General features: G+C 66.8%; 17 protein-coding genes. 8 read left to right on the top strand and 9 right to left on the bottom strand.

What is annotated here, in order from left to right; all coding sequences use genetic code 11:
* Positions 1-167: 167 nt before the first annotated feature.
* Complete coding sequence (locus HG421_RS16495) at positions 168-614, bottom strand: GatB/YqeY domain-containing protein (protein WP_169707309.1); 447 nt, start codon at positions 612-614, stop codon at positions 168-170.
* Positions 615-851: 237 nt separating this feature from the next.
* The gene (gene rpsU / locus HG421_RS16490) at positions 852-1067 is read right to left on the bottom strand and encodes a 30S ribosomal protein S21 (RefSeq protein ID WP_002808376.1); all 216 of its coding nucleotides are present in this window, start codon (positions 1065-1067) and stop codon (positions 852-854) included.
* Between the two features lie 280 nt (positions 1068-1347).
* Between rpsU and tsaD the strand changes: the two genes are divergently transcribed.
* From tsaD to HG421_RS16475, 3 genes are all read left to right on the top strand, one after another.
* Entirely contained in the window at positions 1348-2523 is a 1176-nt protein-coding gene (gene tsaD / locus HG421_RS16485) for a tRNA (adenosine(37)-N6)-threonylcarbamoyltransferase complex transferase subunit TsaD (protein ID WP_169707308.1), read from the top strand.
* Positions 2481-2837, top strand: coding sequence for a dihydroneopterin aldolase (folB, locus tag HG421_RS16480; protein ID WP_169707307.1), 357 nt, complete (start codon positions 2481-2483; stop codon positions 2835-2837). The genes tsaD and folB overlap by 43 nt, the downstream gene beginning before the upstream one ends.
* Positions 2838-3055: 218 nt before the next feature.
* Positions 3056-5227 carry a glycoside hydrolase family 3 N-terminal domain-containing protein gene (locus tag HG421_RS16475; RefSeq protein ID WP_169707306.1) on the top strand — a complete coding sequence of 724 codons (2172 nt, stop codon included), beginning with the start codon at positions 3056-3058 and terminating at the stop codon, positions 5225-5227.
* 170 nt (positions 5228-5397) lie between these two features.
* On the opposite strand, the gene HG421_RS16470 is transcribed toward HG421_RS16475, so the two are convergent.
* Complete coding sequence (locus tag HG421_RS16470) at positions 5398-6606, bottom strand: PQQ-dependent sugar dehydrogenase (protein ID WP_169707305.1); 1209 nt, start codon at positions 6604-6606, stop codon at positions 5398-5400.
* Between the two features lie 182 nt (positions 6607-6788).
* On the opposite strand from HG421_RS16470, the gene yiaA reads away from it, so the two are divergent.
* Positions 6789-7223 carry an inner membrane protein YiaA gene (gene yiaA / locus HG421_RS16465; protein WP_169707304.1) on the top strand — a complete coding sequence of 145 codons (435 nt, stop codon included), beginning with the start codon at positions 6789-6791 and terminating at the stop codon, positions 7221-7223.
* A gap of 55 nt (positions 7224-7278) precedes the next feature.
* On the opposite strand, the gene HG421_RS16460 is transcribed toward yiaA, so the two are convergent.
* From HG421_RS16460 to HG421_RS16435, 6 genes are all read right to left on the bottom strand, one after another.
* Positions 7279-7611 carry a hypothetical protein gene (locus HG421_RS16460; protein ID WP_169707303.1) on the bottom strand — a complete coding sequence of 111 codons (333 nt, stop codon included), beginning with the start codon at positions 7609-7611 and terminating at the stop codon, positions 7279-7281.
* A gap of 135 nt (positions 7612-7746) precedes the next feature.
* A complete protein-coding gene (locus HG421_RS16455) occupies positions 7747-8244 on the bottom strand; it encodes a hypothetical protein (RefSeq protein ID WP_169707302.1) in 498 nt (165 codons plus the stop codon).
* An 85-nt stretch (positions 8245-8329) separates the two neighbouring features.
* Positions 8330-9637 (bottom strand): APC family permease, encoded by a 1308-nt coding sequence (locus HG421_RS16450; RefSeq protein WP_169707301.1) that lies wholly within the window; start codon positions 9635-9637, stop codon positions 8330-8332.
* Entirely contained in the window at positions 9634-10410 is a 777-nt protein-coding gene (locus HG421_RS16445; protein ID WP_169707300.1) for a L,D-transpeptidase family protein, read from the bottom strand. Before HG421_RS16445 ends, HG421_RS16450 begins: the two co-directional genes overlap by 4 nt.
* A 241-nt stretch (positions 10411-10651) precedes the next feature.
* Positions 10652-11749, bottom strand: a complete 1098-nt coding sequence (locus HG421_RS16440) for a dipeptide epimerase (RefSeq protein ID WP_169707299.1) — start codon at positions 11747-11749, stop codon at positions 10652-10654.
* Entirely contained in the window at positions 11746-13158 is a 1413-nt protein-coding gene (locus HG421_RS16435; RefSeq protein ID WP_169707298.1) for an SH3 domain-containing protein, read from the bottom strand. The genes HG421_RS16440 and HG421_RS16435 overlap by 4 nt, the downstream gene beginning before the upstream one ends.
* Before the next feature lie 381 nt (positions 13159-13539).
* Between HG421_RS16435 and HG421_RS21340 the strand changes: the two genes are divergently transcribed.
* The 4 genes from HG421_RS21340 (at position 13540) to HG421_RS16415 (ending at position 16043) form a co-directional block, all read left to right on the top strand.
* Positions 13540-14358 carry an N-acetylmuramoyl-L-alanine amidase gene (locus HG421_RS21340; RefSeq protein WP_169707297.1) on the top strand — a complete coding sequence of 273 codons (819 nt, stop codon included), beginning with the start codon at positions 13540-13542 and terminating at the stop codon, positions 14356-14358.
* Positions 14359-14463: 105 nt separating this feature from the next.
* Positions 14464-15198 (top strand): M15 family metallopeptidase, encoded by a 735-nt coding sequence (locus tag HG421_RS21335; RefSeq protein ID WP_169707296.1) that lies wholly within the window; start codon positions 14464-14466, stop codon positions 15196-15198.
* 114 nt (positions 15199-15312) lie between these two features.
* Entirely contained in the window at positions 15313-15507 is a 195-nt protein-coding gene (locus HG421_RS16420; RefSeq protein ID WP_064508178.1) for a CPXCG motif-containing cysteine-rich protein, read from the top strand.
* 158 nt (positions 15508-15665) lie between these two features.
* The gene (locus HG421_RS16415; RefSeq protein ID WP_169707295.1) at positions 15666-16043 is read left to right on the top strand and encodes a hypothetical protein; all 378 of its coding nucleotides are present in this window, start codon (positions 15666-15668) and stop codon (positions 16041-16043) included.
* Positions 16044-16175: the final 132 nt, after the last annotated feature.

Below are 16175 nucleotides of genomic sequence, written 5' to 3'. Positions count from 1 at the left end.
AGCGTTCCGACGCATTCCGGTTTCGATGCGACGCCAGCGCCAGCCTGGTGCTGCCTGGTCAGCGATGCCAGCCAGCAGCGCTGCCACTGTCACTGTCACTGTGACTTCCAACGCAACACGCCTGCCCCGGCTGCTTGCGCAGGGCAGGCGCGAACGCGGGCGTGGCGTCAGCCCGCCAGGTGCTTCTTCACCAGCGTGGACACCAGGCCCATGTCGGCCTGGCCGGCGAGCTTGGGCTTGAGTGCGCCCATCAGCTTGCCGATGTCGGCGGGGCTGCTTGCGCCGGTCTGCGCAATGGCGGCCTGGATGGCGGCCACGATCTCGGCTTCGCCCATCTTGGCTGGCAGGTAACGCTCGATCACCACGATTTCCTCGCGCTCGATCTGCGCCAGGTCCTCGCGTGCGGCGCCTTCGTACTGGGTGACCGAGTCCTTGCGCTGCTTGACCATCTTGTCGAGCACGGCGATGACGGCGGCATCGTCCATCTCGATGCGCTCGTCCACTTCCTTCTGCTTGATTGCGGCGTTGATCAGCCGGATCACGCCCAGGCTGTGCTTGTCGCCGGACTTCATCGCGGCCTTCATGTCATCGGTAAGCTGCTGCTTGAGGGGCATGGGGTAACTCCTGGGTTGCAGGTGAACGGGTGCGACGCGCCTCGGCAAGCGAGGGCGGCGGCAGGGATGTGAGGCAACACCGGATCCGGCGACGGTGTGGCGTGGCATGGATCGCGCTGCCAGGAGGGCTGCGGACCAATACAAAAAGCCGGCGACGCTTGCGCGTGCCGGCTCTTGGGTTCGATCCGGTCGGGTCGCGCCTACAGCGCAGACCCGGCGGCAAGGAACCGTGTTCGATCAGTACAAGCGCTGGCGCTTGGTGACGTCGCGCGAGGAACGACGCAGCTGACGCTTCACGGCAGCGGCAGCCTTACGCTTACGCTCCTGGGTCGGCTTTTCATAGAACTCGCGCTTGCGGGTCTCGGCCAGCACGCCGGCCTTTTCGCAGGTGCGCTTGAAACGGCGGAGCGCAAATTCGAAGGGCTCGTTCTCGCGGACTTTAACGCTGGGCATGTGTTCTCCAGAAAATGGGATTTCCGTCCGGGAGCCCCGGGCGGGTGCGAGCGGACTCGCGTGACGGAATTTCCGGGTTGCCCCGGCGAGCCGCGCATTATAACGACTTGCAGGCGGCCTGCAAGCCCTTGGCGAAAATTGCCGGGAACGGCCAGGCAGAGCGTGCGCCGGCGCGCGTTTTGCGGGCGGCGGGAACGGCAGGGCAGCATCTGCGGGCGGGCCGATCTGCGCAACGCAAAAGCTGCGAAAATGGCCGCACACGTTTATCTGCCGAGTTGCCGTGAAAGTCCTTGGGATCGAATCATCATGCGATGAGACCGGCGTGGCGGTCTACGACACCGCCCTGACCGGCGTGCCGGCGTTGCGCGCCCATGCGGTGTACAGCCAGATCGCGCTGCATGCCGAATACGGCGGGGTGGTGCCGGAGCTGGCCAGCCGCGACCACGTGCGCAAGCTGCTGCCGTTGATCCGCCAGACCCTGGGCGAGGCCGGGCTGCGCATCGACGAGCTGGACGGAGTGGCCTACACCGCCGGGCCTGGCCTGGTGGGCGCGCTGCTGGTCGGTGCCGGGGTGGCGCGCTCGCTGGCCTGGGCGCTGGAGGTGCCGGCAATCGGGGTGCACCACATGGAAGGCCATCTGCTGGCACCGCTGATGGAAGACGACCCGCCGCAGCCGCCGTTCGTGGCGCTGCTGGTCTCCGGCGGGCATACCCAATTGGTGTCGGTCAAGGCACTGGGCAGCTACGAGGTGCTGGGCGAGACCCTGGACGATGCGGCCGGCGAGGCCTTCGACAAGACCGCCAAGATGATGGGCCTGCCATACCCGGGCGGCCCGCAGCTGGCGGCACTGGCCGAGACCGGCACGCCGGGGCGCTATACATTCGCGCGGCCGATGACCGACCGGCCCGGGCTGGATTTCAGCTTCAGCGGGCTCAAGACCCAGGTGCTGCTGGCCTGGCGCGGCAGCGACCAGTCCGACACCACGCGGGCGGACATCGCGCGCGGGTTCGAGGATGCCGTGGTGGAAACGCTGGCGATCAAATGCCTGCGCGCGCTGGACGCGGCCGGCTGCAACACCCTGGTGGTGGCCGGCGGAGTGGGCGCCAACAAGCGCCTGCGCGCGCAGCTGCAGGAGGCCGCGCAGCGCCGTGGCGGCCGGGTCTGTTTCCCGCGCCCGGCGCTGTGCACCGACAACGGCGCGATGATCGCCTTCGCCGGCGCGCTGCGGCTGCAGGCCGGCGAACACGCCGATGCCGCGGTGCATGTGACGCCGCGCTGGGATATGGCGAGGCTGCCGCCGCTGGCGGCGGAATCAGGAATCGGGAATCGGAAGAGCGGTACCCCGATCCTGTCAGTGCTGCGCGTTATTGCCCTTGCTTTTCCCCATTCCCCATTCCCGACTCCCTATTCCCCATGGATAAAGTGTTTATTGAAGGCCTGGAAATCGATGCGCTGATCGGCATCTACGACTGGGAGCGGCGCATTCGCCAGACGCTGCGGTTCGATCTGGAGATGGGCTTCGACAACCGCATTCCTGCGGCCAGCGACGACATTGCCGATACGCTGAACTACAAGGCGGTGAGCAAGCGGTTGATCGAGTTCGTGCAGGGCTCGGATTTCGGGCTGGTCGAGACCCTGGCCGAGCGTTGCGCGGCGATCGTGCTGGACGAATTCGACGTGCGCTGGCTGCGGCTGAAGCTCAGCAAGCCTGGTGCCGTGCGCGGTGCGCAGGCGGTGGGCGTCATCATCGAACGGGCGCGGGCGGCCTGAGTGTCGCCGACCACCCGCCCTGCCGGCTTCTCGCTGCACGCAGGGAACCGGGAGTATCGAGGGTCGCCGGGAACCGAGCGCCGCCACGCTGGCGCGCAACATGCCGTGAACCGGCCTCTACAACTCCCCAATCCCGAATCCCGGCCTCAAAGACTTGCCCCCCCGCGGCCGCAGCAGGCTAGAATTGCCGGCCATGTAAACGTTTTCTCAAGGATCTCATGGCTGCTGATCGCATCGAAACCCTGATTGCCCGGATGACCGTCGAAGAGAAGGTCGGCCAGTTGGGGGTGTTCGCCGACATGGTGCGGCCGTTCGCGCCGGACGTGAATCCCGAGGCCAATGTTCGCAACGCCGATGAAGTATTGCAGCAGGTGCGCGAGGGCCGGGTCGGCTCGCTGTTCAATGGCGTGGGCGCCGCGCTGGGCGTGCAGATCCAGAAAGTGGCGGTGGAAGAGAGTCGCTTGGGCATCCCGGTGATCCTGGCCGCCGACGTGATCCACGGCATGCGCACGGTATTCCCGATTCCGCTGGGCGAGGCGGCCAGCTTCGAGCCGGAACTGGCCGAGCGCACCGCACGCGCCACCGCGATCGAGGCCACCGCGGCCGGGCTGCACTGGACCTACGCACCGGCGGTGGATATCGCCCGCGACCAGCGCTGGGGCCGTGGCGCCGAGGGCGCTGGCGAAGACGTGGTGCTGGGCGCCGCCTTTGCCGCCGCGCGCGTGCGCGGCTTCCAGGGCGGCGACCTGACTGCCGACGATTGCCTGCTGGCCACGCCCAAGCACTTCGCCGCCTATGGCGCGGTGGCTGCCGGCATGGAATACAACACCGTGGACATCGCGCCGCAGACCCTGCGCGATGTGCACCTGCCGCCGTTCAAGGCCGCCTTCGATGCCGGTGCGCTGACGGTGATGTCCTCCTTCAACGACATCAACGGTGTGCCGGCCAGCGCCAACCATGAGTTGCTCACCGAGATACTGCGCGGGCAATGGCAGTTCCCGGGCGTGGTGATTTCCGACTACACCGCCGACATGGAATTGATTGCGCATGGCTACGCGGCCGATGAGCGCGACGCGACCAAGAAGGCGTTCCTGGCCGGGCTGGACCTGAGCATGCAGAGCGGCTTCTATGCCGCGCATCTGCCGTCGCTGGTGGAAAGCGGCGAAGTACCGATGGCCGCGCTGGATGCCAGCGTGCGCCGCATCCTGCAGCTGAAGGAGGCGATTGGTCTATTCGACAACCCGTACCGTTCGCTGGACCCGGCGCGTGAAGCCGATACCGCGCATCTGCCTGCGCACGATGCCTTGTCGCGCGATGCGGCGCGGCGCTCGATCGTGTTGCTGAAGAACGACGACGCCGTGCTGCCGCTGAAGAAGAGCGGGCAGCGCATCGCCTTGATCGGGCCGTTCGTGCAGGACCGCGAGAACATCGAAGGCTGCTGGACGCTATTCGGCGATAAGGCGCGCTACGTGACCCTGGAGCAGGGCGTGCGCGCCGTGGTCAGCACCGACTATCTGAGCGTTGTGCAGGGTTGCGGCCTGGAAGAGGCTTTGCCCGGTGGGATTTCCGCGGCCATCGATGCCGCGCAAGCGGCCGATGTGGTGGTGCTGGCGCTGGGCGAGCCGCAGCGGTTCAGTGGCGAGGCGCAGTCGCGCACCGAGATCACCTTGCCGCCGGCGCAACAGGCGCTGGCCGAAGCGGTGGCCGCCACCGGCACGCCGGTGGTGGTGCTGTTGCGCAACGGGCGCGCGCTGGCCTTGAGCGGTGCGGTACGCGATGCCCAGGCGATTGCGGTGACCTGGTATCTGGGCACCCAGACCGGGACCGGCGTGGCCGATGTGCTGTTCGGCGACTACAACCCATCCGCACGCCTGCCGATCAGCTTCCCGCAGGTCACCGGGCAGCAGCCGTATTTCTACAATCATCTGCGCACCGGTCGTCCCGAATTGCCGACCCTGTCCGAGTACAAGGCGCGCTGGCGCGAAATGCCCAACGAGCCGTTGTATCCGTTCGGCCATGGGTTGAGCTACACCACCTTCGCCTATGCGCAGCCGCAGTTGAGCACCGCGCAGCTGGGCTGGGACGATACCCTCAGCATCACCACGCGCGTGACCAATACGGGCCGCGTGGCCGGCGAAGAAGTGGTGCAGCTGTATGTGCACGATCGCGTGGCCAGCCGGGTGCGCCCGGTGCGCGAACTGAAGGGGTTCCGCAAGGTGTTGCTGCAGCCGGGCGAGAGCACGGAGGTGGTGTTCACCCTCGCGCGCGACGCGCTGTCCTTCACCAATCCCAAGGGCGTCTTCGGCGCCGAGCCGGGCGTCTTCGATGTGTGGGTCTGCGCGTCGGCCAAGGGTGGCGAGGCGGTGGCATTCGAGCTACTGGAGCGCTGATGGCGGCACGCTTGGCACCCACCGCGAGTCACCAGCGCGCGGACAGGTGACCACTGCTATCGCACGAAGCGCCTGCTGACATCGGGTTTAGAGGCGATGACGACGTTCGATGTCGCCATCGCGCTTGCCGGTGCAATGCGCAGATACACCGGCTGATGCTGCGGCATCGATCAAGCGTCGTTCTCGATCGAGGCCTTGTTCTTGGGCGTCAGCTTCAGCAGACGCCCGGTGCTGCCACTGGCCTCGTCTTCAAGCAACCACAGCGCGCCATCGGGGCCTTGCTCCACTTCGCGGATGCGCGCTCCCATGTCGTAGCGAGCGACTTCGCGTGGCTGATCGCCGAGCGAGACCTGTACCAGCGCCATCGACGATAGTCCGCCGATAAAGCCATTGCCGCGCCACGCCGGGAACTGCTTGCCGCTGTAGATCACAAAGCCGGCCGGCGAAATCACCGGCGTCCAGCTGATCTTGGGGGCAGCGAATTCCGGCCGGGTGTCGTGGTCGGGAATCGGTCGGCCATCGTAGTGATCGCCTTTGGACACGATCGGATAGCCGTAATTGGCGCCGCGCTGGATCAGGTTGAGCTCATCGCCACCGGCCGGGCCCATTTCATGTTCCCACAGCCGGCCCCTGCCGTCGAAGGCAATGCCCAGGATGTTGCGGTGGCCCAGCGACCACACCTGCGCAGCCACACCGCCCTGCGCAACGAACGGATTGTCGGCCGGCACGCTGCCGTCGTCGTTGAGACGGATCAACTTGCCGAGGTTGGCCTTCATGTCCTGCGCGGGATCGAACTTCTGCCGTTCGCTGGAGGTGATCCAGAGCTTGCCGCTCGGGTCGAACGCAAGCCGATGGCCGAAGTGGCCGTTGCCGGAGACTTTGGGCTCCTGTCGCCAGATCACCTTGAGGTCGGACAAGGTGCCGCCGCCCGTGGCGTCCAACGTGAGCTTGGCACGGGCGACGGCTGCCCCGCGCGTGTCGCCCTGGCCGGGTTCGGCATAGCTCACATAGACCAGGCCATTTTTTGCGAATCGCGGATGCGCCAGCACATCACCAAAGCCGCCCTGGCCGCCGTAGGCGACTGTCGGCACGCCGGACACCGCGCTCTTGCGCTTGGTCTTGGGATCCAGCCGCATCAGGGCGCCCCGCTTTTCGCTCACCAATAGCGTGCCATCGGGCAGGAAGGTCATCGCCCAGGGTTCGTCGAAATCGGCGACGGCGGCGGCCTGGAACGGCCACTGCGCCTTGGGAATGGCGGCTGCGGGGGCAGCAGTGGACGTGGACGTGGGTGCGGGTGCGGCGGCGGGAGCGGCCAGAACGGCGCCGGTGGTGAACAGGGTGGCCGAGCAGGCCAGAGCGAGCAGACGTCGGGCAGACATGAGGTCCTCCAGGGGTGGGTCACGGTCACGCTGCAGCCCTCCCGCAACGTGTCCCGCGTCGGGTTTTCAAGTACCTTACACGACGCTGCCGAGGCCGCCTTTGTCGCAGATCACTCTCCGCAGGGCGGACGCGTCTCACATCGCTGTTTCATCATGAACTATCACCATGAAAAGGAGTTTCCATGGCAACGCAAAAAACCTCGTCCGCGTTCACCGCCGCATCCTGGGCTGCCTTGCTGCTCGGCGGATCGACGTATCTGATCGGCCTGTGGAATGCGCAGATGCTGCTCAACGAAAAGGGTTACTACTTCACCTTGCTGTTGTTCGGCCTGTTCGCATCGGTGTCGTTGCAGAAGAGCGTGCGTGACCGCGTCGACGGCATTCCGGTCACTGGTCTGTATTACGCCATCTGCTGGTTTTCGCTGATCATTGCGCTGGTCCTGCTGACCGTCGGCTTGTTCAACGCCACCTTGTTGCTGAGCGAAAAAGGCTTTTATGCGATGGCCTACGCGCTGAGTCTGTTCGGTGCGGTTGCGGTGCAGAAGAACACGCGTGATGCAATGGAAATCTCTGCCGGCGCGCGAGCATCCCATGCAGTGCCGCCGGCGCTGGACTGAACAACCATACGCATTGCACCAACAACAACGCCACCTCGACGGTGGCGTTGTCATATCAGCGCTTGGGCGGGTGGTCGCCACTGACGAAATCGGCTGCGTTTTCCCAGGCACGCTTGACTGCGTGGCGCGCCTTGCTCCAGCTCAATGACGATGTGCCGCGCTTGGCTTCCCAATCGCGATGCAACTCAGCCTCTACTTGGTCATAGGCGCGTGCATTGTCGCGAATGCGCGCTTCATGGCCGGCCAGGTAGGCGCCTTCGTAATCCTCGTAGCGGTCGCCTTCGGTGTAATACGGTTCTTCGGTAAAGCGCTCGCGCCAGTAAGTGGATACGTTCTGGCTGCGGTCTTCGTCCGGTGCGCGGCCCGGAATCTGGTACGGCACGTTCATGCGCGTCTCCGTCGTTCGAATGTGCGGATCAACTTAGGTGCCCTGGTGTTAACGGCGTGGCATGCCAGGTGAGGATGTGATCAAGGCCAGCGTGCGCCCGCGCACGAATGGCGATGCGGCGTCACGCCGACGGACTTACACCGCCGAGGACGCGGCCTCGTAAGGTAACGGCTTGGCGCCGGCAGCCAGCAGCGCCGGCTCGGCCGATTGCAGGGCCTGTTCCTCAGCATCGATCACCACCAGCACACGACCGGCCTCGATTTCGTCTTCGAACTGTCTGCGCACCGGGTCGGCAACGGTGGCGCCAACCAATGCCGAGGACCAGCTGCCAACCAGTGCACCGGCTAGCGCCATCACGCCGACACCGGCCAGGGTCAGGCCGATCGGCGGCACCGCCACCGCAACCAGCCCTGCGACCAGCCCCGCCGCTCCACCGGTTGCCGCGCCGCGCGCCGCGGCGGGTACGAAATCGGTCTTGGCGTCCTTGCGTTCGTCGGGGATGTCGTGCAATTCGATATCCGAGCGCGCGATCAGCGACAACGCCTCGTTGTCGATACCGGCACTGCGTGCGGACTGCAGCACACGCTGCGCGCTCTCGAGATCGGCGGTGCTATAAACGCGGCGCAGTTTCATCGCAAGCTCCCATGCAGGTGATGGCCGCAGCCTTGGGCGTGCGCGGTTAGGCGTGCGTGAGCGCTGTGCGAGCGTGTCGCGAAACTTAGGACGGCTTGCGTGGGAACAGATAGAACACGCAGCCCACCAGCAGCGCCACACCGGCGGCAGCCAGGTTCTGCCAGCTGGCGCTGGCGAGCAGGCCCAGCGACAACGACACGGCGGCAACCGGGATCAGCGGGCCGCCCGGCAGGCGCAAGGTGTCGGTGCGTTGCCGGTAACGGCGCGCCAGCACAATGACGGCCGCCGCAGTGCCGATATAGGCAAACAGGCGCGTGACCATCGACAGCAATGCCAGCTGGGTAAACGAGCCCGACAACGCCAGCGCCAGCGACAGTACGCCCTGGGTGAGCACCGCCGCAGCGGGGGTATGGAAGCGTGGATGCACGCGCGCCAGAAACGCAGGGCCATAGCCGTCCCTGGCCAGTGCGAACAGGAAGCGCGGCCCCAGCATCACGGTGTTGCTGGTGGTGCCCAGGATGGAAATGGTGGCGCCCACGGTCAGGATCAGCGCCAGTGCTTCGCCCCCGAAGCCGCTGGCGGCATCGGCCAATGGTGTGGGCGATGCCGCCAGGTTGGGCAGCGTGCCCTGTGCCACCACCTGCACCGCGGCATAGATCAAGGTCACGGTGACGATCATGGTGATCAGCGCGAATGGCACATCGCGACGCGGGTTGCGGTATTCGCCAGCAGCGGCGGGAATGTTTTCGAAACCCGCGTAGGCGAACAGCAGCAGCAAGGCCGCCTCCCCGAGATTGCCGAGGTCGCGCAGGTCCGGCGACGTGCCGGCGAAGGCCCACGACCAATCCACGTAGAACAGGCCGATCGCCACGAACAACAGCAACGGCACCAGCTTGCCGATCACCAGGGCGATGCCGGTGCGCGCGGCCGACTTCACGCCGATCACGTTGATGGCGGTGAGCACACCCAACGCGCCGACCACCACCAGCACGCGTGCCCAGGTGTGGGTGGATGCCGTTGGCCAGAAGCGTGCAACCGCGTCGGCCAGGCCGTTGCTCAGCGCAGCGGCCGAGCTGATGCGGGTGAGCCAGATCATCCAGCCGATCTGGAACCCGACGAACGGGCCGAATGCTTCGCGCGTGTACAGGTAACTGCCGCCCGGCGTATCGAAATAACTGGCCGCCTGCGCGTAGCACAGCACCAGCAAGGCCACGGCCAGGCCGGCCAGCATCACTGCCCACAGGCTCATCGGACCGAGCAGTGCGGCAGTGGCGGCGGGCAACAGATAGATGCCGCTGCCGATCACGTCGTTGATCGACAGGCCGACGATCTGCCAGCGGCTGACGACGCGGACCAGGCCGGTGGCATCGGCTGCGGGGGCGGGCGTGCTCATGGCGCGGCCTCGTCCAGGGCCGGCAGCTGCCATTGCGATTGCAGGCGCGCGTATTCGGCGCGCGGCAACAGCACGAACAACGGATGGTCGGCCGGTTTCAACCACGCGAGCAGGCGTTGCATGTCTGCAGGATCCATCGCCGTGCAGCCGGCCGTGACCTGGCCCGGGCTGCGCCACAGATGCGCGAAGATGCAGCTGCCGCGCCCGGCGACGCCATCGGGGTTGTGTGCGATGACAAAGCCTTCGCGGTAACGCCCATCGCCCTGGGTACGCAGGTCCAGCCGCATCGGCTCGGTGGAGCCGGCCACTGCCGCCTGGCCAACCTGCGCCGCATCGACGATGCGGTTGTACAGCGGCGAGGCGGGCACATCCATGCAGTAATGGGTGGCGGTCATCGCCTGGTACGGCATGGCACTGTCGATGCGCGTGGCGTAGCCGAACGCCGGGCCGATGGCGAACACCCCGGCCGGGCTACGACCGTCGCCTTCGCGCTTCTGCGGGCCTTGCGGCTGCGCCGGGTGCAGGCCGTCGCCCCAGGCACTGCCATGGCGGCCGAGTGCGACCGCAAATCCCGCTGCGGCCGGCTGCCACCGGCCATCCACCCGGGTGAAGGTCTGCAGCCGGGCCTGCGTGCTGTTCCAGTCCGGGGTGGTCACCACGATGAGCGCGCGCGCCTGCTGCAGCGCCTGAATCGGCACGCCTGCGACGACGGCGCCGCTGCACAGGGCCAGCGTCATCAGCAGGGTGGATCGCAACAGGGGGGGCAGGCGCATGCAGTCTCCGCAAGACGGTGGGTGAGCTGAGAGGACGCCTGGCACCTTGCTGTGATTCGTAGCAAGGCCCCGACGCCATCGGTGGCGCCATGGATCGCTCGCCGATGGCTACTGTACCCAGCAATGCGCGCCTGTGGCGCATGTCTGCTGCGCCGGTGCGTGCGGTGTTGCGGGAGTTCTGCCTGCGCAAGGTTCCAGTGGCGCGTGCCCCGTTCGCTGCGCAACAAGCCGATCGCCGCCGCTACTGCGGCAACAGCTCCAACCCGTGGATGCGGCCGATGCCCAGGCCGGGCGCATCGTCGATATGGATCTGCGCCTGGTCGAACTGCACGCCGCCTTCGGTGGGATCGAACTGCCCCAGTGCCGGCGCATCCAGATCGGCCAGGGTGATGCTGTCGGCCTTGGCCACCGCCAGATGCACGGCAGCGGCCACGCTGACGCTGGATTCGATCATGCAGCCGATCATGCAGGGCACGCCGTACAGCGCGGCGATATCGGCGATGCGGATCGCGTTGGACAGCCCGCCGGTCTTCATCAGTTTGATGTTGACGATGTCGGCAGCGCGGCGCTGGAGCAGGTCGATCACCTGCGGCGGGGAGAACACGCTTTCATCGGCCATCACCGGGGTATCGATGTGCGCGGTGACAAACGCCAGACCGTCGATATCTGCGGCCTTGACCGGCTGTTCGAGCAACTCCAGCACCAGGCCGGCATCTTCCAGCCGGCGCATGCTGCGTACCGCCTGTTTCGGTGTCCAGCCCTGGTTGGCGTCAAGGCGCAGCGTTGCGCGACCTTCCACTGCCGCATGGATGGCCATGACGCGTTCCACATCCGACGCGCTGTCCTTGCCGACCTTGATCTTCAAGGCGGCATAGCCGCGCGCCAGTGCCGACTGTGCGTGCGCCACCATGACCTCGATGCTGTCGGCACTGATGGTGATGTCGGTGCTGATGCGCGGCGTACCGCCGCCGAGCGCCCGGTAGAGCGGCGCGCCGAGGGACTGGGCCCACAGGTCGTACAGCGCAATCTCCACGGCGGCCTTGGCGTTGGTGTTGCGCTCCAGCGCATGCTGGACCAGCCCGCAGAGGCGATTGAGGTCGGCCACCTCCTGGCCGATCAGGCGTGGGCCGATGCAGTGCGTGATCGCGGCGATGATGCTGCCGTGCGTATCGCCGGTGATCAGTGCGGTGGCCGGCGCCGCGCCATAACCGAGATGTCCGGTATCGGTTTGCAGTACCACCACTACATCCTCGATTGCCTGCACGGTGCGCAGCGCAGTCTTGAACGGGGTGTTCAGTGGCACGCGCAGCATGCCGAGACGAAAGCCGGTGATCTTCATGGGGAACCGATCGGTGCGATGCGCTGGATGCGCGTGATGTGGTCGATGAAGGGGCTGCCATCGGTGGCCAGCAAGGGCAGCAAGGGTGTGGCCGAGACACCGTTCAGCGCTGCGCGCTGCACGCGGCCATCGCTGCCGCGGTAGCTGGCACCGGCCACATCGTGGATCACCCACGGGCTGCCGTGCGCATGCCCGATCACCAGCATCACGTGACCGGGGATATAGATCAGGTCGCCAATGCGCAGCCGTGCCAGCTGCTGCAGACGCTGCGCCTGCGGTGCGCGCGCGTCGAACGCCACGGCGTGCAGCGCCGGGCTGCGCGCCTGATCGCCGGTATTGCGCGGCAGCGCAATGCCGAGGCTGCGGTAGACATCCAGCACGAAGCCGCTGCAATCGCGCGCATCGTAATCGTTGCCCCAGCCATAGCGTTCGCCCAGGAACTTGAAGGCCTGCCGGAGCAGTGCCGCAGGGGTGGCCGGCAACGCACCAAGGCGGACATCGGCGCCACGCGGCACCAGCGCCGGTACCAGTTGCAGGCGGCCATCGTCGCCGCGTATCGGAAGCTGCACCACATGCGCCGCGATCGGCAACTGCCCGTTGACCGGCTGCTGCGGTGCCCAGTCGCTGCGCAACGGCAGGCTGCTGCCCATGTCCAGCGGCAACGCCGAAACGGCGGGGAGCTGCGGCGTGTACGCAGTCTGCGCGCGGGCGCCGGTGACCACCAGTCGCGCGCCTGCCTGTGCGTAGTCCAGCACCTGGCTGCGGCTGCCCTCGGCAATGCGGTCGGCCGCAATCCAGGCGGCGTAGTTGGACGCGAGCACGAACCGCCATGCGCCATCGGCGCTGGTGTGCAGCACGGCCACCGGCGTGCCGGGGTAGAGCGCCGATTCCTGGAAGCGGTCGATATCGTGATCGTCCGGATCGGTGAACACGCGTTGCGTGGTGGGAAAGGTGCGTAATGCCGCGCGCCGGACCACCAGCGCAAAGCGCGGGGCGACCTGCCGAGGAAGTGCATCCAGCGCCAATGCCTGCTGCAGCTCGGCCAGGCGGCTGGCCGCAATGGGGCGCCCCTGCGCGTCGTACAGCACACGCGTGGGCGTCGCAGACAACGCCTGGATCCGTGCGCGCACCCTATCGCCCGACATGGCTGCGGGCAGCTGCGCCAGATCCTGCATCGAGGCATCCTCACGCAGCAGCTGCGCATTGAAGGCTGCGATCTGCGCCGCGTCCAGCAGCGGCCGCTGCGCCTGCCCACTGCGCTGTATCCAGTACTCCGGGGTCAGCTGCGCCGCGTCAACGGCGAAGGGTGCGCCCTGGGTGGCTGGCTCGCTGGCAGCCGAAGGCGCCGTGCCGCAAGGCAGGGCGAGTGCGATCCACAGCAATGTCAGCAGGCGGCGCGGCGATGGCATCGAGAGCTCTGGAGAAGGAATGACAGCTGCGGGCAGCTGCGACCGAAACACATGGCAGATGCCTGTGCGATGCAGCACCGACCAGCACCGCCGTCGTTTCGACCACGACCGGCAGTGTACGCGGGGCGCAGCGCGTGCGCAGGGCGCCAGCGGCCGCATGCAGGCAGCAGTGGGTCGTTGGCCAAGCCGCTGCGTCTTGTACATCGATGTGGAGCGAGCCATCGATGCGTCGCTGGAGGTGTGCGCACGCCTCGCTATGCCAATGCCGCGCGTCGCCGGGCCCACCGCGCCGGCGACAACTCGGCGGATAATGGCCCGGCCATGGCAGTGCCGCTGAAACAGAGGCAGCGCAGGCCTGGGTACCCACTGAAGGAGAGATCCGTGTCGCCAAGCTTCCATCCGTCGTCATCCGCCTGGTTGCGTGCGGCGGTGTGTGTGCTCGCGTTGTCGCTGGGTGCCTGCGCGCACGCGCCGCAGCGCAATCCGTTGGCGCAATGGGTGCCCTCGCCCAACTACGACACGCGGCGGCCGATCCTGATCGTGCTGCACTTCACCGACCAGCACTCGGTGCAGCAGAGCCTGAGCACACTGCGCGGGCGCAACGCCGGCGGGCGGGTCAGTGCGCACTACCTGATCGGCGAGGACGGGCGGCGCTATCAGCTGGTTGCCGACGAGCAGCGCGCCTGGCACGGTGGCGCCGGCCGCTGGGGCACCATCACCGACATCAATTCGGCCTCGATCGGCATCGAACTGGACAACGACGGCAGCGAGCCGTTCGCGCCCGCGCAGATCGACAGCCTGCTGGTCCTTCTGGAGGACCTATGCACGCGCCTGCGCATCCCGCGCACCCAGATCGTCGGTCACGAAGATGTCGCCCCGACGCGCAAGAACGACCCCGGCCCGCTGTTTCCATGGAAACGGCTGGCCGATGCCGGCTTCGGCCGCTGGCCCGCCGCAGATGCCCCGCCCGCGCCGCCAGGCTTCGACCCCTGGCAGGCACTGGCGCTGCTGGGCTACAGCGTCGACGATCCTGCGGCCACGCTGCAGGCCTTTCATCATCACTATCGCGGCACCGGCGCCACCAGCGTGGACGCAGAAGATCTGCGCATCCTTTACGCGTTGACCAGGCCACCCGCATCGCTGCGTCCGTCGCCGGCCGCAGATGCTGCCGTGGATTGGACCGATGCGGCCGGTTTGTAGTCAGCAATGGCCAGGCAGCGTGTGGCCTGGCCTGAGCGAAGGGGGGCTCTGATGTGCAACGTGGACAAGCTGGGCTCAGACGAAGGACAGGCAATGCATGCACCCATGCAAACGACGAGCGCGCACGACCGCAAGCGAGGTTTCGCCTGGTGCGCGGGAGCTCTGACCGCCGTGCTGGCCGGTGGCGTGCTGGCGGGACATCTGCAACAGTCCCCGGCCAGGACCGCGGCACAGGCTGGCCTGGTCGATGTGCGGCAGCTCGCGCCGAACATTGCTGTGGACATGCGCTACGCCGGGACCCACAACTTCACCGGGCGGGTGGTGCCGGGGTATCTGGCGCCAACCTGTTACCTGCTGCGTCCTGCCGCGCAGGCCCTGGCGCGGGTGGCGCGCGCACTCGAGGCCGATGGCTATCGCTTGCAGGTGTTCGACTGCTACCGGCCGGTGCGGGCAGTGCGGGCATTCGTGACCTGGGCGGCAGACCTGCAGGATCAATCGACCAAGGCGCAGTACTACCCGCGCGTGGACAAGCGCGCGCTGCTGGGCGACTACATCGCCGAAACCTCCGGGCATAGCCGCGGGGCGACGCTCGACCTGGGCTTGCTCGATTGCCGCAGTGGCGCATGCCAGCCGGTGGAGATGGGGACCGATTTCGATTACTTCGATCCGCGTGCGCATACCGACGCGCCCGATATCACCGACACCCAGCGCCTGCATCGCCAACGCCTGGTGCGCGCCATGGCGGCGGAGGGGTTTGCCAACTATCCGATGGAGTGGTGGCATTTCACCTATCGCCCCGAGCCGACGCCGGACACTGCCTACGATGTACCGGTTGATTGAGCGCGACGGGCAGGGCTCGCATCGGTCAGATCGTCCGTACACTGCGTCGGTGCACGCGCGTGATGTCCAGCCGCCGGCTGCCCGCCCCTTTCGCCCGCTGCCTGAGGAAGTGTCATGTCCGACCCGGAACGCTTTATGGATGTCGCCTGCCCGTACTGCGGGGAGTGGATCACGCTGACGCTGGACCTGAGCGGCGGCGACCAGCAATACATCGAAGACTGCCAGGTCTGCTGCAAGCCGATCTCGGTCACCGTGCAGTGGGATGAAGACGGCGATGCGCAGGTGACGGCACGCGGGCAGGACGACTGAGGTTGTTCACCTGCATGCGCAGCTGCAGCATCCTGCATGCCGAGACCGCGGCGCGGTGGGGAGCAGCCCATTCGCGCACTCGGTCAGCGATGCGGCTTGGCCCGGGCCTGGCCGCCCTGAGCCGCTAGACTGGCACGCCTGCTGCCTGGAATGTCACGATGAATCTGCCCCTGCACTTCGGCCTGCTCGGTTCGCTGGAGGCCGGCTTGATCGCACTGGTGCTCGGCATCGCGATCTTCGCCGGGGTCGAACATCTCGGACGGCGCCTGCAGTTCACCCATGGGCACACCCTGGGCATCGCCTGCCTGCTGGCAGTGGCGCTGGGTGCCGGGTACGACATCTGGCATCTCGTCTACACCAGCATCGTCCGGCTGGAGTCGCCGCTGTACGCCCGTCTGGCGCTGTCCAGGATCCACGATCCGAACGAATTGGGATCGCGCGTGGTCCTGGAAGTGGCCGGAGCGCTGGCGGGGGTGGTGCTGGGTTGGAAACTGTTCAGTTCCGGAAGCTGGGACGACGACGCACCCGCTGCCTGAAAAATCGCCGAAAGAGCGGCACGGTTCGCATAAATTTGCCCGTTGAATGCTCTGCTTCGGTTTGGCTCACCAGGGCCTAACACCTGGCTAGACGCATCCCGATGCGCCGTGGTTAAAACGATGTTTTGCGGG

Origin of the sequence: Xanthomonas campestris pv. badrii (assembly GCF_012848175.1) — a bacterium.
Classification (GTDB): Bacteria; Pseudomonadota; Gammaproteobacteria; order Xanthomonadales; family Xanthomonadaceae; genus Xanthomonas; species Xanthomonas campestris_C.
The sequence above is the reverse complement of the archived record's forward strand: the minus strand, read 5'-3'. Positions and strand labels throughout refer to the sequence as shown.

Bases quoted from the DNA above. Each gene is read 5' to 3' on its own strand.
- HG421_RS16495 (WP_169707309.1), bottom strand. From the start codon at position 614: ATGCCCCTCAAGCAGCAGCTTACCGATGACATGAAGGCCGCGATGAAG.
- rpsU (WP_002808376.1), bottom strand. From the start codon at position 1,067: ATGCCCAGCGTTAAAGTCCGCGAGAACGAGCCCTTCGAATTTGCGCTC.
- folB (WP_169707307.1), top strand. From the start codon at position 2,481: ATGGATAAAGTGTTTATTGAAGGCCTGGAAATCGATGCGCTGATCGGC.
- HG421_RS16475 (WP_169707306.1), top strand. From the start codon at position 3,056: ATGGCTGCTGATCGCATCGAAACCCTGATTGCCCGGATGACCGTCGAA.
- HG421_RS16470 (WP_169707305.1), bottom strand. From the start codon at position 6,606: ATGTCTGCCCGACGTCTGCTCGCTCTGGCCTGCTCGGCCACCCTGTTC.
- yiaA (WP_169707304.1), top strand. From the start codon at position 6,789: ATGGCAACGCAAAAAACCTCGTCCGCGTTCACCGCCGCATCCTGGGCT.
- HG421_RS16460 (WP_169707303.1), bottom strand. From the start codon at position 7,611: ATGAACGTGCCGTACCAGATTCCGGGCCGCGCACCGGACGAAGACCGC.
- HG421_RS16455 (WP_169707302.1), bottom strand. From the start codon at position 8,244: ATGAAACTGCGCCGCGTTTATAGCACCGCCGATCTCGAGAGCGCGCAG.
- HG421_RS16450 (WP_169707301.1), bottom strand. From the start codon at position 9,637: ATGAGCACGCCCGCCCCCGCAGCCGATGCCACCGGCCTGGTCCGCGTC.
- HG421_RS16445 (WP_169707300.1), bottom strand. From the start codon at position 10,410: ATGCGCCTGCCCCCCCTGTTGCGATCCACCCTGCTGATGACGCTGGCC.
- HG421_RS16440 (WP_169707299.1), bottom strand. From the start codon at position 11,749: ATGAAGATCACCGGCTTTCGTCTCGGCATGCTGCGCGTGCCACTGAAC.
- HG421_RS16435 (WP_169707298.1), bottom strand. From the start codon at position 13,158: ATGCCATCGCCGCGCCGCCTGCTGACATTGCTGTGGATCGCACTCGCC.
- HG421_RS21335 (WP_169707296.1), top strand. From the start codon at position 14,464: ATGCAAACGACGAGCGCGCACGACCGCAAGCGAGGTTTCGCCTGGTGC.
- HG421_RS16420 (WP_064508178.1), top strand. From the start codon at position 15,313: ATGTCCGACCCGGAACGCTTTATGGATGTCGCCTGCCCGTACTGCGGG.
- HG421_RS16415 (WP_169707295.1), top strand. From the start codon at position 15,666: ATGAATCTGCCCCTGCACTTCGGCCTGCTCGGTTCGCTGGAGGCCGGC.